The organism is Streptomyces sp. ME19-01-6 (genome assembly GCF_033793745.1).
In the GTDB taxonomy this organism is placed as follows: Bacteria; Actinomycetota; Actinomycetes; order Streptomycetales; family Streptomycetaceae; genus Streptomyces.
In genome coordinates, this window is the sequence record NZ_JARAXF010000005.1 from 309,887 (window position 1) to 328,639 (window position 18,753).

General features: G+C 69.9%; 18 protein-coding genes and 1 tRNA gene. 9 read left to right on the forward strand and 10 right to left on the reverse strand.

What is annotated here, in order from left to right:
- Positions 1-144 precede the first annotated feature (144 nt).
- The 6 genes from PV419_RS14815 (at position 145) to pknB (ending at position 8,311) form a co-directional block, all read left to right on the forward strand.
- Positions 145-978, forward strand: a complete 834-nt coding sequence (locus PV419_RS14815) for a DUF3662 and FHA domain-containing protein (protein WP_319688735.1) — start codon at positions 145-147, stop codon at positions 976-978.
- A gap of 10 nt (positions 979-988) precedes the next feature.
- On the forward strand, positions 989-1,510 hold the full coding sequence (locus PV419_RS14820; protein WP_319688737.1) for an FHA domain-containing protein: 522 nt from the start codon (positions 989-991) through the stop codon (positions 1,508-1,510).
- Positions 1,511-1,585: 75 nt separating this feature from the next.
- On the forward strand, positions 1,586-3,202 hold the full coding sequence (locus PV419_RS14825) for a PP2C family serine/threonine-protein phosphatase (RefSeq protein ID WP_319689081.1): 1,617 nt from the start codon (positions 1,586-1,588) through the stop codon (positions 3,200-3,202).
- Positions 3,203-3,224: 22 nt separating this feature from the next.
- Positions 3,225-4,649: an FtsW/RodA/SpoVE family cell cycle protein gene (locus PV419_RS14830; protein WP_319688739.1), complete on the forward strand. Its 1,425-nt coding sequence runs from the start codon at positions 3,225-3,227 to the stop codon at positions 4,647-4,649.
- Positions 4,646-6,118, forward strand: a complete 1,473-nt coding sequence (locus tag PV419_RS14835) for a penicillin-binding transpeptidase domain-containing protein (protein ID WP_319688740.1) — start codon at positions 4,646-4,648, stop codon at positions 6,116-6,118. The genes PV419_RS14830 and PV419_RS14835 overlap by 4 nt, the downstream gene beginning before the upstream one ends.
- A gap of 168 nt (positions 6,119-6,286) precedes the next feature.
- Positions 6,287-8,311 carry a Stk1 family PASTA domain-containing Ser/Thr kinase gene (gene pknB / locus PV419_RS14840; RefSeq protein WP_319688742.1) on the forward strand — a complete coding sequence of 675 codons (2,025 nt, stop codon included), beginning with the start codon at positions 6,287-6,289 and terminating at the stop codon, positions 8,309-8,311.
- A 106-nt stretch (positions 8,312-8,417) separates the two neighbouring features.
- On the opposite strand, the gene PV419_RS14845 is transcribed toward pknB, so the two are convergent.
- The 6 genes from PV419_RS14845 to PV419_RS14870 all read right to left on the reverse strand — a co-directional run bounded on the left by PV419_RS14845 (position 8,418) and on the right by PV419_RS14870 (position 13,249).
- Positions 8,418-9,164, reverse strand: a complete 747-nt coding sequence (locus PV419_RS14845; protein ID WP_319688744.1) for a class E sortase — start codon at positions 9,162-9,164, stop codon at positions 8,418-8,420.
- 79 nt (positions 9,165-9,243) lie between these two features.
- Positions 9,244-10,830, reverse strand: a complete 1,587-nt coding sequence (locus PV419_RS14850; protein ID WP_319688746.1) for a class E sortase — start codon at positions 10,828-10,830, stop codon at positions 9,244-9,246.
- Positions 10,827-11,477: an aminodeoxychorismate/anthranilate synthase component II gene (locus PV419_RS14855; protein ID WP_319688748.1), complete on the reverse strand. Its 651-nt coding sequence runs from the start codon at positions 11,475-11,477 to the stop codon at positions 10,827-10,829. Before PV419_RS14855 ends, PV419_RS14850 begins: the two co-directional genes overlap by 4 nt.
- The gene (locus tag PV419_RS14860) at positions 11,474-11,665 is read right to left on the reverse strand and encodes a hypothetical protein (protein ID WP_319689107.1); all 192 of its coding nucleotides are present in this window, start codon (positions 11,663-11,665) and stop codon (positions 11,474-11,476) included. Before PV419_RS14860 ends, PV419_RS14855 begins: the two co-directional genes overlap by 4 nt.
- Positions 11,666-11,720: 55 nt before the next feature.
- Entirely contained in the window at positions 11,721-12,404 is a 684-nt protein-coding gene (locus tag PV419_RS14865; protein ID WP_319688750.1) for a class E sortase, read from the reverse strand.
- Positions 12,405-12,481: 77 nt separating this feature from the next.
- A complete protein-coding gene (locus tag PV419_RS14870) occupies positions 12,482-13,249 on the reverse strand; it encodes a DUF881 domain-containing protein (protein ID WP_319688751.1) in 768 nt (255 codons plus the stop codon).
- 146 nt (positions 13,250-13,395) lie between these two features.
- Here PV419_RS14870 and crgA point away from each other — a divergent pair, with 146 nt between their 5' ends.
- Complete coding sequence (gene crgA, locus PV419_RS14875; protein ID WP_030827826.1) at positions 13,396-13,653, forward strand: cell division protein CrgA; 258 nt, start codon at positions 13,396-13,398, stop codon at positions 13,651-13,653.
- A gap of 292 nt (positions 13,654-13,945) precedes the next feature.
- On the opposite strand, the gene PV419_RS14880 is transcribed toward crgA, so the two are convergent.
- Both PV419_RS14880 and PV419_RS14885 read right to left on the reverse strand, forming a co-directional pair.
- Positions 13,946-14,833, reverse strand: a complete 888-nt coding sequence (locus PV419_RS14880; RefSeq protein WP_319688756.1) for a rhomboid family intramembrane serine protease — start codon at positions 14,831-14,833, stop codon at positions 13,946-13,948.
- 146 nt (positions 14,834-14,979) lie between these two features.
- Positions 14,980-15,513, reverse strand: a complete 534-nt coding sequence (locus PV419_RS14885) for a peptidylprolyl isomerase (protein ID WP_319688758.1) — start codon at positions 15,511-15,513, stop codon at positions 14,980-14,982.
- A 222-nt stretch (positions 15,514-15,735) separates the two neighbouring features.
- On the opposite strand from PV419_RS14885, the gene PV419_RS14890 reads away from it, so the two are divergent.
- On the forward strand, positions 15,736-16,458 hold the full coding sequence (locus PV419_RS14890; RefSeq protein ID WP_319688760.1) for a DUF5324 family protein: 723 nt from the start codon (positions 15,736-15,738) through the stop codon (positions 16,456-16,458).
- A 121-nt stretch (positions 16,459-16,579) separates the two neighbouring features.
- Here the strand turns inward: PV419_RS14890 and PV419_RS14895 are convergent, their stop codons facing one another.
- Complete coding sequence (locus PV419_RS14895; protein ID WP_319688761.1) at positions 16,580-17,725, reverse strand: two-component system response regulator; 1,146 nt, start codon at positions 17,723-17,725, stop codon at positions 16,580-16,582.
- Positions 17,726-17,999: 274 nt separating this feature from the next.
- Positions 18,000-18,072 (reverse strand) — tRNA-Ala (locus PV419_RS14900).
- A 117-nt stretch (positions 18,073-18,189) separates the two neighbouring features.
- Here PV419_RS14900 and PV419_RS14905 point away from each other — a divergent pair.
- Positions 18,190-18,735: a DNA-binding protein gene (locus PV419_RS14905; RefSeq protein ID WP_319688763.1), complete on the forward strand. Its 546-nt coding sequence runs from the start codon at positions 18,190-18,192 to the stop codon at positions 18,733-18,735.
- Positions 18,736-18,753: the final 18 nt, after the last annotated feature.

The window sequence follows — 18,753 nt, forward strand, 5'->3', positions numbered from 1 at the left end:
ATGAAGGCACCTCTACGATCCTTGTGAGAGGTGACACTGCTCCGCAGGGCCAGGAAGGGGAACCACCCGATTTCCCGACGCGTGGATACGATCAGTAAGCAGTATGAGGACGACACTGAGCACGACTGAGGAAGGAGGTGCCCCGTGGGAGTACTGAAGCGCTTCGAGCAGCGTCTCGAGGGTCTCGTGAACGGCACCTTCGCCAAGGTGTTCAAGTCAGAGGTCCAGCCCGTCGAGATCGCGGGCGCGCTCCAGCGTGAGTGCGACAACAACGCCAGCATCTGGAACCGCGACCGGACCGTCGTCCCCAACGACTTCATCGTCGAACTGAGCGCGCCCGACTACGAGCGACTCAGCCCGTACTCGGGCCAGCTCGGCGATGAGCTCGCGGGCATGGTGCGCGACTACGCCAAGCAGCAGCGCTACACGTTCATGGGCTCCATCAAGGTCAGCCTGCAAAAGGCCGACGACCTCGACACCGGCCTGTACCGTGTGCGCAGCCGCACCCTGGCGTCCAGCGAGTCCCAGACCCCGCAGGGGGCCCGCGGCGCCGCCGCGCCCCAGCAGCGTCCCGGCGGCGGCTACGGCTACCCCCCGCAGCCCGCGGGCGCGCCCCCCATGCCCTCCGCACCGCCGCCCGGCGCCCGCTCCGCGCCCCGCGCGGGCGGTCCCGGCGTCGGTGCGCAGCCGTACGGGCAGACCCGCCGGTGGATCGAGATCAACGGCACCCGCCACCAGATCTCCCGGCCCACCCTGGTCCTGGGCCGCAGCACCGACGCCGACGTACGGATCGACGACCCCGGCGTCTCGCGCAGACACTGCGAGATCCGGGTCGGAACGCCCCCGACCATCCAGGATCTGGGGTCGACCAACGGCATCGTGGTAGACGGACAGCACACCACACGCGCTACGCTCCGCGACGGCTCACGCATTGTCGTGGGCAGCACCACCATCGTTTACCGGCAAGCCGAAGGGTGAAGCGGGGGCAATGTCAGAGCTGACCCTCACGGTCATGCGGTTGGGTTTCCTCGCCGTACTGTGGCTGTTCGTCATCGTGGCCGTCCAGGTCATCCGCAGCGACCTGTTCGGGACCCGCGTGACCCAGCGCGGTTCGGCGCGGCGCGGCGCCCCCGACCGGCCGCAGCAGCGGCAGGCGACGCCTCCGCCGCAGCGCCAGCAGCCGACCGGCCGGGGCGCGGGCCGCGGCCGCCGCGGCGCCCCCACCAAGCTGGTCGTCTCCGAGGGCACGCTCGCGGGCACCACGGTCGCCCTTCAGGGACAGACCATCAGCCTTGGCCGGGCCCATGACTCGACCATCGTGCTGGACGACGACTACGCCTCCAGCCGGCATGCCAGGATCTACCCGGACCGCGACGGTCAGTGGATCGTCGAGGACCTCGGGTCCACCAACGGCACGTATCTCGACCGGACCCGACTCACCACACCGACACCGATTCCGCTGGGCGCGCCGATCCGTATCGGCAAGACCGTCATCGAGCTGCGGAAGTAGTACGACCATGACGACCGGAGGGTGGGCAGCGTGGTTGGCAAGGGGCTGTACCCGGAGCCGACGGGCGAGGTGCGCATGAGTCTGTCACTGCGTTTCGCCGCCGGATCGCACAAAGGCATGATCCGGGAGGGCAACGAGGACTCCGGCTACGCCGGCCCCCGGCTGCTCGCCATCGCCGACGGCATGGGCGGCCAGGCCGCCGGTGAGGTCGCCAGCTCGGAAGTGATCTCCACTCTCGTCCAGCTCGACGACGACGTCCCGGGCTCGGACATCCTGACCTCCCTGGGCACCGCGGTGCAGCGCGCCAATGAGCAGCTGCGCATCATGGTCGAGGAGGACCCGCAGCTCGAGGGCATGGGCACCACGCTCACCGCCCTGCTGTGGACCGGCCAGCGGCTCGGCCTCGTCCACGTCGGCGACTCGCGCGCGTATCTGCTGCGCGACGGCGTGCTCACCCAGATCACCCAGGACCACACCTGGGTGCAGCGCCTCGTCGACGAGGGGCGCATCACCGAGGAGGAGGCGGGCACCCACCCGCAGCGCTCCCTGCTGATGCGCGCCCTGGGCAGCGGCGACCACGTCGAGCCCGACCTGTCCATCCGTGAGGTCCGGGCCGGGGACCGCTATCTGATCTGCTCCGACGGCCTGTCCGGCGTGGTCAGCCACCAGACCCTCGAGGACACCCTCGCCAGCTATCACGGCCCGCACGAGACCATTCAGGAGCTCATCCAGCTCGCGCTGCGCGGCGGCGGCCCCGACAACATCACCTGCATCGTCGCCGACGTCCTCGACGTCGACGGCGGCGACACCCTCGCCGGGCAGCTCAACGACACCCCGGTCATCGTGGGCGCGGTCGCCGAGAACCAGACCCCCCTCGGGGACGGCGGCGCCGCGCACACCCCCGCAGGCCGCGCCGCGGAGCTCGGGCGCAACCGGGGTGTGGCCCACCCGGGGGAAGCGCAGGGGGGCTTCGGCCCGCCGGGAAGCGGCGACCCGTCGCTCGGCGGCCCCCCCGAGGGCAGCTACGGGGCGTACGCGGACGGCGACTTCGCCACCAAGAAGGGCGGCCGCAAGAAGTGGGTCAAGCGGTCGCTGTACATCGCCCTGGGGCTGGCGGTGGTCGGCGGCGGCCTCTACGGCGGCTACCGCTGGACGCAGACCCAGTACTACGTCGGCGCCAACGGCGACCACGTGGCGATCTACCAGGGCATCAGCCAGGACCTCGCCTGGATCAAGCTCAACAAGGTCCATGAGGACCACCGTGAGATCGAACTCAAGTACCTCCCGGTGGACCAGCGCAGCCGGGTCGAGGACACCATCGCGGTCAGCAGCCTGAGCCAGGCCAAGACCAAGACCGAGGACCTGGCCACCCTCGCCAGCGCCTGCAAGAAGTCGGACGCGCAGCGCCAGGCCGAGGAGAAGCAGCAGGACCTGACCAAGGACAAGAACAAGTCGTCCAGCGGGGCCTCCGGCGGCAAGGCCCAGACCGACAACGAGATCACGACCCGCGCGGGCGAGGCCACGACGCCGCCGGCGCCGGGACAGCAACAGCAGCCGAACACGAACGACAAGGGTTCAAAGTCGCCCTCGTCCTCGTCCTCGCCCTCGGCCACCGCTACGCCCAAGCCCGGCCCCACCCTCTCCGAGGAAGAGCAGAAGTTGGTCCCGCAGTGCAGCAGCACCCAGCAGTGAAGCCGTAGGGGGCCGTTGATCCATGAGCAGTACCACCAATACGACCACCATCAGCACGGTCGGTCCGCCGAGCAGGCGCAACACCGAACTGGCGCTGCTGGTCTTCGCGGTGATCGTCCCGGTTTTCGCGTACGCCAACGCGGGCCTGGCCCTCAGCGACGAACTGCCCTCGGGCATGCTCAGCTACGGTCTGGGCCTCGGCCTGCTCGCCGGGGTGGGCCACTTGGTGGTGCGTAAGTTCGCGCCCTACGCCGACCCGCTGCTGCTGCCGATCGCGACCCTGCTCAACGGCCTCGGCCTGGTGATCATCTGGCGGCTCGACCAGTCCCGGCGGCTGGCCCAGCGCGCCAAGAACGCCGACCAGGTCTTCTCGGCCGCGGCCCCCAACCAGCTGATCTACTCGGCGATGGCCGTGGCGCTGTTCGTGGGCGTGCTGATCTTCCTCAAGGACCACCGGATCCTGCAGCGCTACACCTACATCTCCATGGCCGGCGCGCTGATCCTGCTGATCCTCCCGGTCTTCTTCCCGCCGGTCTTCGGCGCCCGCATCTGGGTCCGGGTCGGCAGCTTCTCCATCCAGCCCGCCGAGTTCGCGAAGATCATCATCGCGGTGTTCTTCTCCGGCTACCTGATGGTCAAGCGGGACGCCCTGGCCCTGGCCAGCCGCCGCTTCATGGGCCTGTACCTGCCGCGCGGCCGCGACCTGGGCCCGATCCTCGTCGTCTGGGCGATGAGCATCCTCATCCTCGTCTTCGAGACCGACCTGGGCACCTCGCTGCTGTTCTTCGGCATGTTCGTCGTCATGCTGTACGTGGCCACCGAGCGCACCAGCTGGATCGTCTTCGGTCTGCTGATGTCGGCGGCCGGCGCGGTCGGCGTGGCGTCCTTCGAACCGCACGTCAAGATCCGTGTGATGGCGTGGCTGCACCCCTTCGCCGTCTATCAGGAACACCCCCCCAGCTGGGCCACCACCGACCAGATCGCCCAGGCCCTGATGTCCTTCGGCTCCGGCGGCGTCTTCGGCACCGGCCTCGGCCAGGGCGCCTCCGACCTCATCGGCTTCGCCGCCAACTCCGACTTCATCCTCGCCACCGTCGGCGAGGAGCTGGGTCTGGCCGGCACCATGGCGATCCTGCTGCTGTACGGCCTGATCGTGGAGCGTGGCGTACGTACCGCCCTCGCCGCCCGCGACCCGTTCGGCAAGCTGCTGTCCATCGGCCTGTCCGCGGCCTTCGCCATCCAGGTCTTCGTCGTCGCCGGCGGTGTGATGGGCCTGATCCCGCTGACCGGTATGACCATGCCGTTCGTCGCCTACGGCGGATCGTCCGTCCTCGCCAACTGGGCGCTCATCGCGATCCTGATCAGGATCAGCGACACCGCCCGCCGCCCGGCGCCGGCCCCCGCCCCCTCCACCGATGCCGAGATGACCCAGGTGGTCCGACCGTGAACAAGCCCCTGCGCCGAATCGCGATCTTCTGCGGCCTCCTCGTCTTCGCCCTGCTGCTGCGGGACAACTGGATCCAGTACGTCCAGGCCGACTCGCTCAAGAACCACAAGCACAACCACCGTGTCGACATCGCCCGCTACAGCCAGCCGCGCGGCAACATCATCGTCGAGGGCGGCGACGCCATAACGGGCTCCGTCGAGACCAACGGCATCGACTACAAGTACAAGCGCACTTACAAGAACGGCAAGATGTGGGCGCCGGTCACCGGTTACGCCTCGCAGGTCTACGGCACCAACTTCATCGAGGGCGTCGAGGACTCCATCCTCACCGGCGACGACGACCGCCTCTTCTTCAACCGGACCATCGACATGATCACCGGCAAGGAGAAGAAGGGTGGTGACGTCATCACCACCCTGAACCCCAAGGCGCAGGAAGCCGCGTTCAAGGGCCTGGGCAACAAGAAGGGCGCCGTCGCCGCGATCGACCCGCGCACCGGCAAGATCCTCGCGCTCGCCAGCACCCCCAGCTACGACCCCTCCACCATCGCGGGGGCCGGCGACAAGGACGAGGCCGCCTGGAAGGCGCTCGACAAGAAGAAGAACCCGGACGACCCGATGCTCAACCGGGCGCTGCGTCAGACCTACCCGCCTGGCTCCACCTTCAAGGTCGTCACCGCGGCCGCGGCGCTGGAGAACGGCCTGTACAAGGACGTCGACGAGCCCACCGACTCGCCGCTGCCGTGGCGAATGCCCGTCGACAACACGCCCTTGCCGAACGAGGGGAACATCCCCTGCAAGAACGCCAGCCTCCGCGTCGCCCTGCGCTACTCCTGCAACACCGTCTTCGGCAAGATCGGTGACGATCTCCGCGAGGACAAGATGCGCGAGGAGGCCGAGAAGTTCGGCTTCAACAGCGAGGTGTTCACCCCCGTCCGCGCCGACGCCAGCGTCTACCCCAAGGACATCGCGCGGTCGTCCAACGCCATGTCCGCCATCGGCCAGTTCGACACCCGCGCCACCCCGCTCCAGATGGCCATGGTCGCCGCCGCGGTCGCCAATGACGGCAAGCTCATGAAGCCGTACATGGTCGACAGGCTGCGCGCCCCGAACCTGAACGTCATCGACCAGACCTCGCCCGAGGAGATGAGCGAGCCGCTCTCCGAGGACAACGCCCGCAAGCTGCAGGACATCATGGAGACGGTGGTCCAGGTCGGCACCGGAACCGCCGCGAAGATCCCGGGCGTCACGGTCGGTGGCAAGACCGGCACCGCCCAGCACGGCGTCGCCAACAGCAAGAACCCCTACGCGTGGTTCATCTCCTACGCCAAGGGCAAGGACGGCTCCTCGCCGGTCGCGGTCGCGGTCGTCGTCGAGGGTTCCGACACCGTCCGCGACGACATCGCCGGCGGCAAGCTTGCCGCGCCGATCGCCAAGCGCGTGATGCAGGCGGTGCTCGCCGGCGAGAAGTGACCCCGGTCACGCCCTGGTGCCGATCCCGCACGTCGTCGTACCGGTCACGTATCAAGTAGCGACTGAGGCCGGGTCCGGCACGGCGTCCCGGGTACGGTATGCCCGAGCAGCACACCGCCGGGCCCCCACGGGTGCGGCCGGGAATGACGGAAGAGGGCTGGAGTAGCTATGGAAGAGCCGCGTCGCCTCGGCGGCCGGTACGAGCTGGGCTCTGTGCTCGGCCGCGGTGGCATGGCCGAGGTGTACCTCGCGCATGACACCCGCCTCGGCCGCACTGTCGCCGTGAAGACGCTCCGGGTGGATCTGGCCCGTGACCCGTCCTTCCAGGCCCGGTTCCGCCGAGAGGCCCAGTCGGCCGCCTCGCTCAACCATCCCGCGATCGTCGCGGTCTACGACACCGGCGAGGACTACGTCGACGGTGTCTCGATCCCGTACATCGTGATGGAGTACGTCGACGGGTCCACCCTGCGGGAGCTGCTGCACTCCGGCAGAAAGCTGCTCCCCGAGCGGTCCATGGAGATGACCACCGGGATCCTCCAGGCCCTCGAGTACTCGCACCGCAACGGCATCGTCCACCGCGACATCAAGCCGGCGAACGTCATGCTCACCAGGAGCGGCCAGGTCAAGGTGATGGACTTCGGCATCGCCCGGGCCATGGGCGACGCCGGCATGACCATGACGCAGACCGCCGCCGTGATCGGCACCGCCCAGTACCTCTCCCCCGAGCAGGCCAAGGGCGAGAGCGTCGACGCGCGCAGCGACCTCTACTCCACCGGCTGCCTGCTGTACGAGCTGCTGACCGTGCGCCCGCCGTTCATCGGCGACTCGCCGGTCGCCGTCGCCTATCAGCACGTACGGGAGGAGCCGCAGCCACCGAGCTCGTTCGATCCGGAGATCACCCCGGAGATGGACGCGATCGTCCTGCGGGCCCTGGTCAAGGACCCGGACTACCGCTACCAGTCCGCCGACGAGATGCGCGCCGACATCGAAGCGGCCCTGGAGGGCCAGCCGGTCGCCGCCACCGCCGCGCTGGGCGCGGTCGGCTACGGCGGCGAGGACCAGCCCACGACCATGCTGCGGTCGCAGGACGTCGGCGCCCAGACCTCGATGCTGCCGCCGGTGCGCGACGACGACGGGGGATTCGGCTACGACGAGCGCCCCGACCGCAGGCGCGGACCCGAGAAGAAGGGCAGGCTCTCGACGGTCCTGCTGGTCCTGGCCGGAATCCTGGTGCTGGTCGGGGCGATCTTCATCGGCAAGGCGATCTTCGGGGGCGGTAAGAACAGCGACCGCGTCGATGTGCCGTCGCTGGCCGGTCTTACCCTCTCCGAGGCCAGGCAACAGGGCAAGAACGTGGACCTCGAAGTCGCGGTGAGCGGCGACCCCGTCTTCTGCAAGGAGGCCAAGAACACGGTCTGCAGGCAGAGCCCGGAGGGCGGCAAGACCATCGAGCGCGGCGGCACGGTCCAGCTGACCATGTCCAAGGGCCCCAAGCCCGCCGAGAAGGTCGAAGTCCCCGACGTCATCAACGTCCAGTACGAGAGCGCCAAGCAGCAGCTCGAGGCCAAGGGCTTCAAGGTCACCCAGAAGACCGAGGAGTCCGACCAGACCCCCGGCAAGGTCACCGACCAGGACCCCAAGGGCGGCAAGAAGGTCGCGCGGGGCACCGAGATCACCCTGACGGTCGCCCGGGAGCAGTCGAAGGTCATCGTCCCGGACGTCACCACTCAGAAGGTCGCGGACGCCACGTCCACGCTCGAGGGCAAGGGCCTGAAGGTGCAGACCACGGAGGTCGAGAACGCCGACGTCGAGGCGGGCACGGTCATCAGCCAGAACCCCCCGGGCGGCCAGGAGGTCCTGCCCAACTCGACCATCACCCTGACCGTCGCCAAGGCCCCCGCACAGCAGGACAACGTCACGGTGCCCCAGCTGCGCGGCAAGAAGCTCAAGGACGCCAAGAAGGCCATCGAGGGCGCCGGCCTCACCGTCGGCACCGTCACCGGATCCGAGAACGAGGACTCCACAGTGCTGTTCTCCGACCCGACGGAGGGCAGTCAGGTGGCCAAGGGCCAGGTCATCAACCTGACCACCTTCGACAGTGGTCAGGGCAACAACGGGGGCGGTGACAACGGCGGGAACGGCGACGGCGGCACCATCCCGTTCGGCGGCCCCTCCGGCGGGCCCGCCACATAGGAGGCGCCCCGCGCGGCAGCAGCCGCCTCAGCGAGAAGCCCCGGCGCCCGGGAATCGGGCGGCCGGGGCTTCCCCGTATCCAGGGCCTTGCTGCGAAGCTGAGTGGTCAGCGCAGCTCCTTGGGCGGCGTACGGTCCGCGTCGACCTTCTCCGTACGCTCCAGCTCGCCCCACACGATGTAGCGGTGGAGCGAGGTGTAGACCGGCGTGCACGTCGAGAGCGTGATGTAGCGGCCCGGCTTCTTCTTCCCCGACTCCTTCGGGACCGGGCTGAGCACCCGCACGTTGAACTTCGAGGTCTCGGACAGCTCCGCGTAGACCTTGTAGATGTACCAGGTGTCCCGCGTCTCGAAGACGATCGGGTCGCCCTCGTCGAGCTTGTCGATGTTGTGGAACTTGGCTCCGTGCCCGTCCCGGTGTGCCGCCAGGGTGAAGTTGCCCTTCTTGTCCCAGGGCATCGCCGACTTCACCGGCTTGGTGTAGTAGCCCGCGACACCGTCGTTGAGCGTCTCGGTCGAGGTGCCCTTCTTGACCAGCACCTCACCGTTGTCCATCGCCGGCACATGCAGGAAGCCGATGCCGTCCTTGGTGTCGAGCCGGCCGGGCCCCTGCTTCTGCTGCTGCGCCCATTGTCGGCGCACCCGGTCGCCCTGCTTCTTCGCCTCGCGGTCGGCCAGCACATTCGTCCACCACAGCGAGTAGACGACGAAGAGGGCGAGTAGCACCCCCGCGGTGATCAGCAGCTCGCCCAGCAGGCCGACGGCCGTGGCTATCCGCCCCCGGCGGGGGCGGCGCTGCCGCCCGGCCGCGGCGGGCCGCTCGCCCGGCCGCTCGTCTTGGTCGGTCCGTGCCACCGCGTCATACCCCTTTTCCCGGTCGTCCGGGTCTTCCTGACTTCCCGGTCTTTCTGGCTTCCCCGGCCTTCGTGCTCGCTCACTGGACCAACGCGTCCGGCTTGCCCTTGCTCCGCGGCCGCTCGTCGACCATCTTGCCCCAGACGATCATGCGGTATTTGCTGGTGAACTCGGGGGTGCAGGTCGTCAGGGTGATGTAGCGGCCCGGTTCCGTGAAGCCCGAGCCGGGCGGCACGGGACCGATCACACCCGTGTTCGAGGGCTGGGTCTGCGGCAGGATGCTGGTCATCTCGTACGTGAAGTACGCGTTCTGAGTCTCGACGACGATCTTGTCGCCGGGCTTGAGGTGGTTGATGTACCGGAACGGCTCACCGTGGGTGTTGCGGTGCCCGGCCAGCGCGAAGTTGCCCTTCTTGTCCCAGGGCATCGCGGTCTTCAGCTTGCCGCTGCCGTAGTGGCCGACCATGCCGTGGTCGAGGACCTTCTGCTTGCTGATCCCTTCGGCGATCGGGGCCTTGACGTCCAGCTTGGGGATGTAGAGGATCGCGAACCCCTCGCCCGGCGAGAACGTGCCGGGATCGCGGTTCGCCCCGCCGTCCTGATCCCACTTCTTCTGGAGACTGTTTGCGGCGCCGTTCGCCTGCTGATGGGCCACGATGTTGGTCCACCACAGCTGGTAGGTCACGAAGAGCAGCATCAGCACGCCGACCGTGATGAACAGCTCACCGACGAGACGGCTCACCACGGCGGCCGGGCTGTCCTTGCGCGCCCGGGCGGCGCGCTTGGCCTCCATACGGGTGCGGGGCGCCGTCGTCGACCGCGGCCCGCTCCCGGCCGCGGTGACGGTGCCCGTATCACCACCCGCGCGGGTGCCCCGTCTGCCGCCGCGCCTGGCCGCCGCCTGAGCCGCGCGCCGCCGGGCGGCCCTACCCCCAGACGACGCCGCCGGCGGCCCCTGCGGGCCGTCCGCGGCCTCCGCCTCGGCGGGGCCGGCCCCGACCTTCCGCAGCAGCACCGTCTGGTCGTCGCCCGGAGGGGGAGCGGCGGCGGCCTTGAGCCCGTCGGCCGTCCCCGCCCGGACCGCGCGCAACGCCACGGTCTCGTCGTCGCCCGCCGTCCGCCGCCCGCCGGGCACCTGACCGCCTGAAGCCTGCCCGGCCGGCGCCTGCGCCGGAGCCCCCGCCACGGACACCGGCGGCAGCACGGTCGTCGCGTCCGCGTCGACGGGCGGGACGGGCCCGGTGGGTGCCGCGGGGGCGGCACGGCGGTGGCGGGCCCGGGACGGGCCTCCAGGGGGCCTCTCGGAGGCCGGGGCGGCCTCCGGCACGGACGGCGCCGCCCGCCCCGCCACAGGCCCGGCAGCGGGCGTTCTGGCGGCCCCTGGCAGAGGCCCTGCCATAGGCCCCGTCATGGGCCCCGTGGTACGCCCCGTCATGGGCGCCGCCGGAGGCCCGGCGGCGGGCCCGGTCACGGTCCCCGGGACGAGCCCGGGGGAGGGTCTCGGCAGTGGATCGGTCAGGGGGTCGTCCAGCCGCTCCACAGCCGCCGCGAACGCGTCCGTGCCCTCATAGGCGTCGTGCGGCTCACTCGGCTCGTACGGCGCGTATGGGTCGGGCTCCGGGGCGCCTTGGTGTGCGCCCTCGCGCTCGGGGCGCAGTGCGGTCACTCGCCGGCCTTGCCGCCGACCGTCCCCACCACGGGGGCCAGGCCCGCCGACCGCCCCACCGCCCCCGCGTCGCCGCACTCCTCAAGCCAGTTGGCGAGCATGCGGTGACCCCACTCGGTGAGCACCGACTCGGGATGGAACTGCACGCCCTCGACGGGCAGCCGACGGTGGCGCAGCCCCATCGCGATGCCCGTCTCCGTCCAGGCCGTGATCTCCAACTCGTCCGGGACGGTGTCCCGTTCGACGGCCAGCGAGTGGTAGCGGGTGGCGGTGAAGGGCGACGGAAGGCCCTTGAAGACGCCGGAGCCCTCGTGCGTCACGAGCGAGGTCTTGCCGTGCAGCAGCTCGGGGGCGCGCCCGACGACTCCGCCGTACGCGACGGCCATGGACTGCATCCCCAGGCAGACGCCGAAGACCGGCACGCCGGTGCGCGCGCAGTGCCGCACCATGTCGACGCAGACGCCCGCCTCCTCGGGGGTGCCGGGACCCGGGGACAGCAGGACGCCGTCGAAGCCGTCCTGGGCGTGGCCGAGGGCCACCTCGTCGTTGCGCAGGACCTCGCACTCGGCGCCGAGCTGGTAGAGGTACTGGACCAGGTTGAAGACGAAGCTGTCGTAGTTGTCGACGACCAGGATGCGTGCGCTCACCGGGGGCCCGCCATTCCCTCGTCAACCGTCACGTCGTTGAACGGAAGCAGGGGCTCCGCCCACGGGAAGACGTACTGGAAGAGCACGAAGACGATCGCCAGCACGAGCACGAGCGAAATCAGCGCCCGTACCCATGCGTTGCCCGGCAGATGCCGCCAGATCCAGCCGTACATGCCATCCCTACTCACGACGAAGAAGTCGACTGCAGCACCAGAGTAAAGGGCCGGGCCTGGGGCCGGTGGGTCAGCCGAGCAAAGCTTCCGGCTTGCCTTCGGTCACTGGACGGGTGGCGTCCAGATGTGCCCATGCGATCAGCCGGTGGCTGTGCCCCCACTCCGGCTCGCAGGTCGTGAGGGTCAGATAGCGGCCCGGCCCCTGAAATCCGGACGCGCGCGGCACCGGGTCGATGACACCGACGTCGGTGGGCAGCGTGCGGTAGGGCCGCTTGTCGATGCGGTACGTGTACCAGGTCGAGCCGTCGGTGAGCACCACGGCGTCGCCGGGGCGCAGCCGGGGGAAGTCCTTGAACGGGTCGCCGTAGGTGCGGCGGTGCCCGGCGACGGCGAAGTTGCCCCGGGCGCCGAGGCGGGCGGTGCGCGGGTAGTGACCCAGCCCCTTCTTCAGGGTGTCGCTCGCGGTGCCCTCAAGGACCGGCTTGACCCAGTCGGCGCCGAAGCGCGGGATGTACATGATGGCGAAGGACGCGCCGTCCCGGTACGGCTCCGGCCCGGTCTGGCGCGGCGTCGCCGCGGCGCCGGCGGCCGGCCCGGTCGCCCATCGGTCCCGCAGCCGGTCGATCTCCCCGTCCATCGCGCGGTCCGCGCGAACGCCGGTCCAGTACAGGACGTAGACGACGAAGAGGACGATCAGGGTGCCGACGGTGAGGCACACCTCGCTGAGCGTCCTGACGACCAGTCGCACCCTCATCGGCCGCACACCTGTCCACATCGACCGTGTTCACCGTGTTCACCGCGTTCACCGGGACCCCCTCGCGGGGATCCGCCTCACCGGGGCTGGGCGTAGTGCAGGTCCACTGTGCCGGAGTAGCCGGGAAGAGTCACCCTGTCGTGCTGGGCGACTTTCCAGCCGAGCCCGTACGCCTCGACATAGCTGCGGTAGTTCTCGATGGTGGGGGAGGCGGCCAGCGCGGCGCGCAGCTTGCCCCGGTCGCCGACGGCGGTGATGGTGTACGGCGGGGAGTAGACCCGGCCCTGCAGGATCAGGGTGTTGCCGACGCAGCGCACCGCGCTGGTCGAGATCAGCCGCTGGTCCATGACCTTGATCCCCCGCGCGTCGCCCTGCCACAGCGCGTTGACCACGGCCTGCAGGTCCTGCTGGTGGATGACGAGGTCGTTGGGCTGTGGCTCGGGCACTCCGGGGATCTTCGCCGTCGCGTTCGGCGGGGCGTCGGTGAGGGTGACGGAGAGCCCCGTGCCGGTGAGCTTCTCGGTGCCCGCGTCCCGCTCCAGCGCCGCGAACCTGCGGCGCTCGGCGTCCGTGGCGCCGTTGTCGCGGCGGGCGAGGGCGTCGACCCGCGAGCGCAGCTGGGCGGTGCTGTCGTCGAGCCCGGCGTTCTTGCGGCTGCGTTCCTGGATGAGGTCGGACAGCCGCAGCATCGACTCGTCGCTGCGGAGATTGGTGCCCTGGGCGGTGTCGAAACTGGTCCAGAAGATCAGTCCGGCGAGCGCGAAGACCGCGGCGGTCAGCAGCCGGACGGGGCGGAAGGCGGGGCGGCGGGAGCCCGGGTTGGGGGTGCCGGCGGAATTGCTCAACGTACCCTTACTCCTTACGACGCCGCGGAAGGACTACGCTAACGGACGCCCCGAGTGAAGGGCGTGGTCCCCCGTCCCAGCCCCGACCCGGTGCCGTCCGTACCAATCCAGCGCGGTCACGCAGCGCATCGACAGGAGAGTTCCTCGTGCCGAAGTCACGGATCCGCAAGAAGGACGACTTCACGCCGCCGCCGGCGAAGCAGGCCGCTAGCATCAACCTGAACAGCGGCCGCCGGTGGGTGGCTCCGTTGATGCTGGCGATGTTCCTCATCGGCCTGGCCTGGATCGTGATCTTCTACGTGACCACTGGGGACATGCCCGTCGAGTCCCTGGGCAACTGGAACATCGTGGTCGGCTTCGGCTTCATCGCCGCCGGGTTCGTGGTCTCCACTCAGTGGAAGTAGGATCGGCTCCCCCGATCCGCCGCGCCCCGGTCGTCCACAGAGTTATCCACAGCCGGGGAAAACTCAGAAGATCTGTGGATAACTTCCGCCGCATTGACGCCGGTGTGATCGGCCGGGCACGTCCGTTCGACCGCTCACACCTGCTTCTGCCTGCGAAAACGCAGATGAGTACGGGTCCGCACTGATGTTCTCCACAGCTTGCACAAGATTGGGCACTCGCTGTGGACAACTTCGCTGTGGATATCCCCGATAGGCGCGAACGCGGCGCCCGGCGGTCACCGGACGCGGCCGGTCAGCCGGTGAGCTGCACCGTCCGCAGCCACACCACCGCGACGATCGCGAGCAGCACCAGCGTGCAGGTGACCCGCTGCACCAGCGCGCGCTTCTCGCGCGGCGCGTGCACCATCCCGTACGCCACCGCCGTGCCCACGACCAGGCCGCCGACGTGGGCCTGCCAGGCGATGCCGGACCAGGCGAACGTGAAGATCAGGTTGAGCACGAGCAGCGCGATGACCGGCCGCATGTCGTAGTTGAGGCGGCGCATCAGGACCGCTGTCGCGCCGAGCAGGCCGAAGATCGCCCCGGAGGCGCCGAGCGAGGGCTGATTCTGCGCGGCGAGCAGATACGACAGCGCGCTGCCGCCCAGGCCGGCCAGCAGATACAGCGTGAGATAGCGGGCCCGGCCGAGCGCCGCCTCCAGCGGCCCGCCGAGCCACCACAGCGAGAGCATGTTGAAGGCGATGTGGTACGGCTCCTGGTGCAGGAACGTCGCGGTGATCAGCCGGTACCACTGGCCCTCGGCGACCCCCACCAGGTCGGCCGCGCCGGGGTCGTATGCCCGGCCCACCAGATCCAGGGCGTTCACAAACCGGTCGCCGATCGCCAGCGCCACGAACCACACGGCGAGATTGAGACCGATGAGGATCTTGGTGACCAGCCGCGGGTCGGCGGTGAGCGCGCCGCCCGCTATGGTGCGCGGCCGGGCGTCCCGCACCGGGTGCCCCGCCGGGACGGGCCCTGAGGAAGAGCCCTGCGCGCCACCGCGCACGCACTCGGGGCACTGGAAGCCGACCGAGGCGTTGATCATGCACTCAGGGCAGATCGGCCGCTCGCAGCGGACACAGCTGATGCCGGTCTCGCGCTGCGGGTGCCGATAGCAGCAGACCGCCTGGTCCTCCATCGTCTCCCCTTGCCCTGCACTCCATGCTCGCACCGGGCCCACGTGCCCGCCTGCCTGCCGTCAAGACGGACAGGCGGGGCGCGGAGTTCCCGCCACCGGTCCCACAAGGCCCCGTGCGGGCCCGTGGTACGAGGTCGGCCCTCGGATCAGCCCTCGCGGGTCTCCACGACGACCGACTCGATGACGACGTCGTTGAGCGGGCGGTCGGTGCGCGGGTTGGTCGAGGTGCCCACGATCGCGTCGACGACCTTCTTGCTCGCCTCGTCGACGACCTCGCCGAAGATGGTGTGCTTGCCGGTCAGCCACGCGGTCGGCGCGACGGTGATGAAGAACTGCGAGCCGTTGGTACCCGGGCCGGCGTTGGCCATCGCCAACAGGTACGGCTTGTTGAACGCCAGATCCGGGTGGAACTCGTCGCCGAACTCGTAGCCGGGGCCACCGGTGCCGTTGCCCAGCGGGTCACCGCCCTGGATCATGAAGCCGCTGATCACGCGGTGGAAGACGGTGCCGTCGTACAGCTTCTCCTTGGCCCGCTTACCGGTCGCCGGGTGGGTCCACTCACGGGTGCCCTCGGCGAGCTCCACGAAGTTCTTGACCGTCTTGGGGGCGTGGTTCGGCAGCAGCCGGATCACGATGTCGCCATTGTTCGTCTTCAGGGTGGCGTAGAGCTGCTCAGCCACGATCTACCTTCCATAGTTTTCATTGCGGTCCCTTGATCCTCGCACGGACGCCGCGACGACGCGTACCCACGAAGCCGCGCGCGGCACACACGATTCAGGTCGGCCCGGACGGGAACCCGTATATGCCCCGGATGCCCGGCCGCACGTGCCCGGCGTCCCGGGAACAGGCATGATCTTCACAAATAGGCATGATCTTCCATGAGACGGAAAGGGGAGGATCCCGTGACCCGCATGGAGAGCGTGCGAGCCGCGACCGGCACCGCCAAGGGCAGCGTTCTGCACGCAGCGGAAGTGGTGGCGCCCTACGCCGATACGGCCAAGGACGCCGCCGCGCGCTACGCGCACACGGCTCGCGTACAGCTGGGGCCGAAGGTGTCACACGCCGCGCACCAGGCCCGCCACGCCGCCGGCAGCCAGTACCACGTGCATATCGCGCCGCGACTGACCCAGGCCCGCGGCACCCTGCCGCGAGGGGTCGACACCGCCGCCACCCGGGCCGCCGCCCGCACCCGCAAGACGGCCCGCCGGGCCGCGCGGTACACCGCGCCGCGCGTCCAGCACGCGGTGGCCGAGGCGCGCGCCACGGCCGGGCCGGTGTGCGAGGAGGCCGTCACCCGCAGCGCCGCGGCCCTGGCCGCCCTGCGTGACCATGTGACCGCGGCCGACATCCACAAGCTCGCCAAGCGCCGCCGCAGGAGGGACCGGACCGGGCGCATCGCCAAGCGCACGGCCTTCGTCGGCCTCGTGGGCGCCGGTGTCTTCACCGCGTGGAAGTGGTGGGACCGGCAGGCCAACCCCGACTGGCTGGTCGAACCCCCGGCGGCGACCGAGCTGAGCGAGCGCGAACCGCTGACGTCGGTGGACGGCAGCGACCAGTCCGCGCTCGACCCGGAGGCCCAGGCCAAGCAGACGGACGACAAGCAGACGGACGAGAAGGAGCGCTGAGCCGGGCCGGGGGCGCAAGCGCAGAGCCCGGGCCGGAGGCCGGTCGGTGCACCCGGCCGCCGGCCCCGGCGGCACGCCCTCGAGGGGCGGGAGACCGCTTCCCTCGCCCTTCGCTGTTCCCTCAGTAAGCAGCGACGCGCTCGCTGTACCGGCGCCTCTCCAAAAAGATCTCCGTGAAGACGGAGACCTTGGCACGCAGCGCCCAGGGGTCGAACGGCTTGGCGATGTAGTCCACCGCACCGGCCGCGTATCCCCGGGAGGAGTGCTCCGGGTCGGCGCCCATCGCGGTCAGGAAGATGATCGGGATGTCCCGGTTGCGGTGCCGCCGCTGGATATGGGCCGCGGTCTCATAGCCGTCCATCTCCGGCATCTGCACATCCAGCAGGATCACCGCGAAGTCGTCGTGGTCGAGCAAGGCCTTGAGGGCCTCCTGCCCCGAGGACGCGGTCACCAACTCCTGGTTCAGCGTGGCCAGCACGGCCTCCATGGCCAGCAGGTTGTTGTGCTGGTCGTCGACCACGAGGATCTTCGGACGAGGCCCCGAGCAGGTCTTGGACATCGCGGGCCCCGCGGCGGCTTCGGTCACCCCCTCCGGCTCCGGGGCCGCGGCGGGCCGCTGGGACTCCACCATGGCCAGCTGCCGCTCCAGCATCTGACAGCGGTCCTCCGCCAGTAACCCGCGCAACCGCACATCCTCCAGCTCCTCGGTGAGGCGCTTCACCTCGCGCTGGAGCATGTCCCGTTCCTTGATCAGCTCCGCGTGATCGGGGAGGCCCAGCTCCAGCGTGTCCGCCCGTGTGCGCTCCGTCGCCCATGCCGCTTCCAGCTGGTTCAGCCGCACCTCGAGATCGGCGATGCGGTGCTGGCGCTCGAGCAGCGCCTCGCCCAGCACGTCCTCCTTCACACTGGACGTCCGGGCCTCCCGGTCGGCGTCCGCCAGCTGATGCTGGAGGATCTCCATCGCGTGACCGGGCGACCCGCTCGTGTGCACCGCGGCCCGGTGCAGCTCCCGCACCAGCTCGATGGCGGCCGGGGTCGCCGCGGTGCCCCGCCGCTCTGCGAGGTCGGTGAACAGGTCCTGCACGAATTCCCACGGCGGGATGCGCGTCCCGCTCAGATAGCGCGAGAGCGTGCCCGGATCGCGGTACCTGCGCGCGGCATATCTGCGCACCGAGACGTCCAGCCCCTTGAACAGATCGCGCAGCGCCAAGGCGAAATCCCGGCATTCGTCACTCAGACCCTCGCCCAATGGCCGCAGCTCACGCATCTTGTCTCCCCGCACGGCGGATCGCGCCGACCAGACGACTCCCGGACGACTTGCCCGAGTTGAGGCCAGCGTGGGGCATACGGAAGGTGTTGCGCGCGACAACTGCGAGAGCGGCAACACCGGGCAACATGCGGGAGGACAATGCCCCCGAACGCTGCTGCGGGGCCCGCGCCGAGCCAACCGCGCCAAGGGATCCGCGCGGGACATCGGCGGCAGGACGGCGGCAAGGCAAACCGGCCAGGACACGCTCTGGTGTCCTGGCCGGTGACGGAAGTGGAGCCTAGGAGAGTCGAACTCCTGACATCCGCCATGCAAAGACGGCGCTCTACCAACTGAGCTAAGGCCCCGTCGCCGATCAGGATACCTGGTTGTGGCCACCTTTCCCGACCGGGTATCGCTCGCGCGTACCGCCCTCCGTAGGATGCCACGCAAGATTCGCTGCAGCGAAGCGAAGGGGAGAGCGAATGGACGCAGCACAGCAGGATGCCACCGCCCGCGCACGGGAGCTGCAGCGCAGCTGGTACGGGGAACCCCTGGGGGCGCTCTTCCGCCGTCTCATTGACGACCTCGGCCTCAACCAGGCCCGCCTCGCCGCCGTCCTCGGTCTGTCCGCGCCCATGCTCTCGCAGCTGATGAGCGGCCAGCGAGCCAAGATCGGCAACCCGGCCGTCGTCCAGCGGGTACAGGCCCTGCAGGAGCTGTCGAGCCAGGCGGCGGACGGGCGGGTCAGCGCCGCCGAGGCCGCCGAGCGCATGGAAGAGATCAAGAAGTCCGCGGGGGGCTCCGTGCTGAACACCACACAGGCCACGGCGAGCACCGGCGCCCCCACCGTGCGGCGCGTGGTCCGTGAGATCCAGTCGCTGCTGCGCTCGGTCTCCGCCGCGGGCGACATCATCGACGCCGCCGACACCCTCGCCCCCACCCACCCGGAGCTGGCAGAGTTTCTCCGGGTGTACGGCGCCGGGCGGACCGCCGAAGCGGTCGCCCACTACGAGGCGCACCAGAACTGATGGGCTGACGGACTGCTG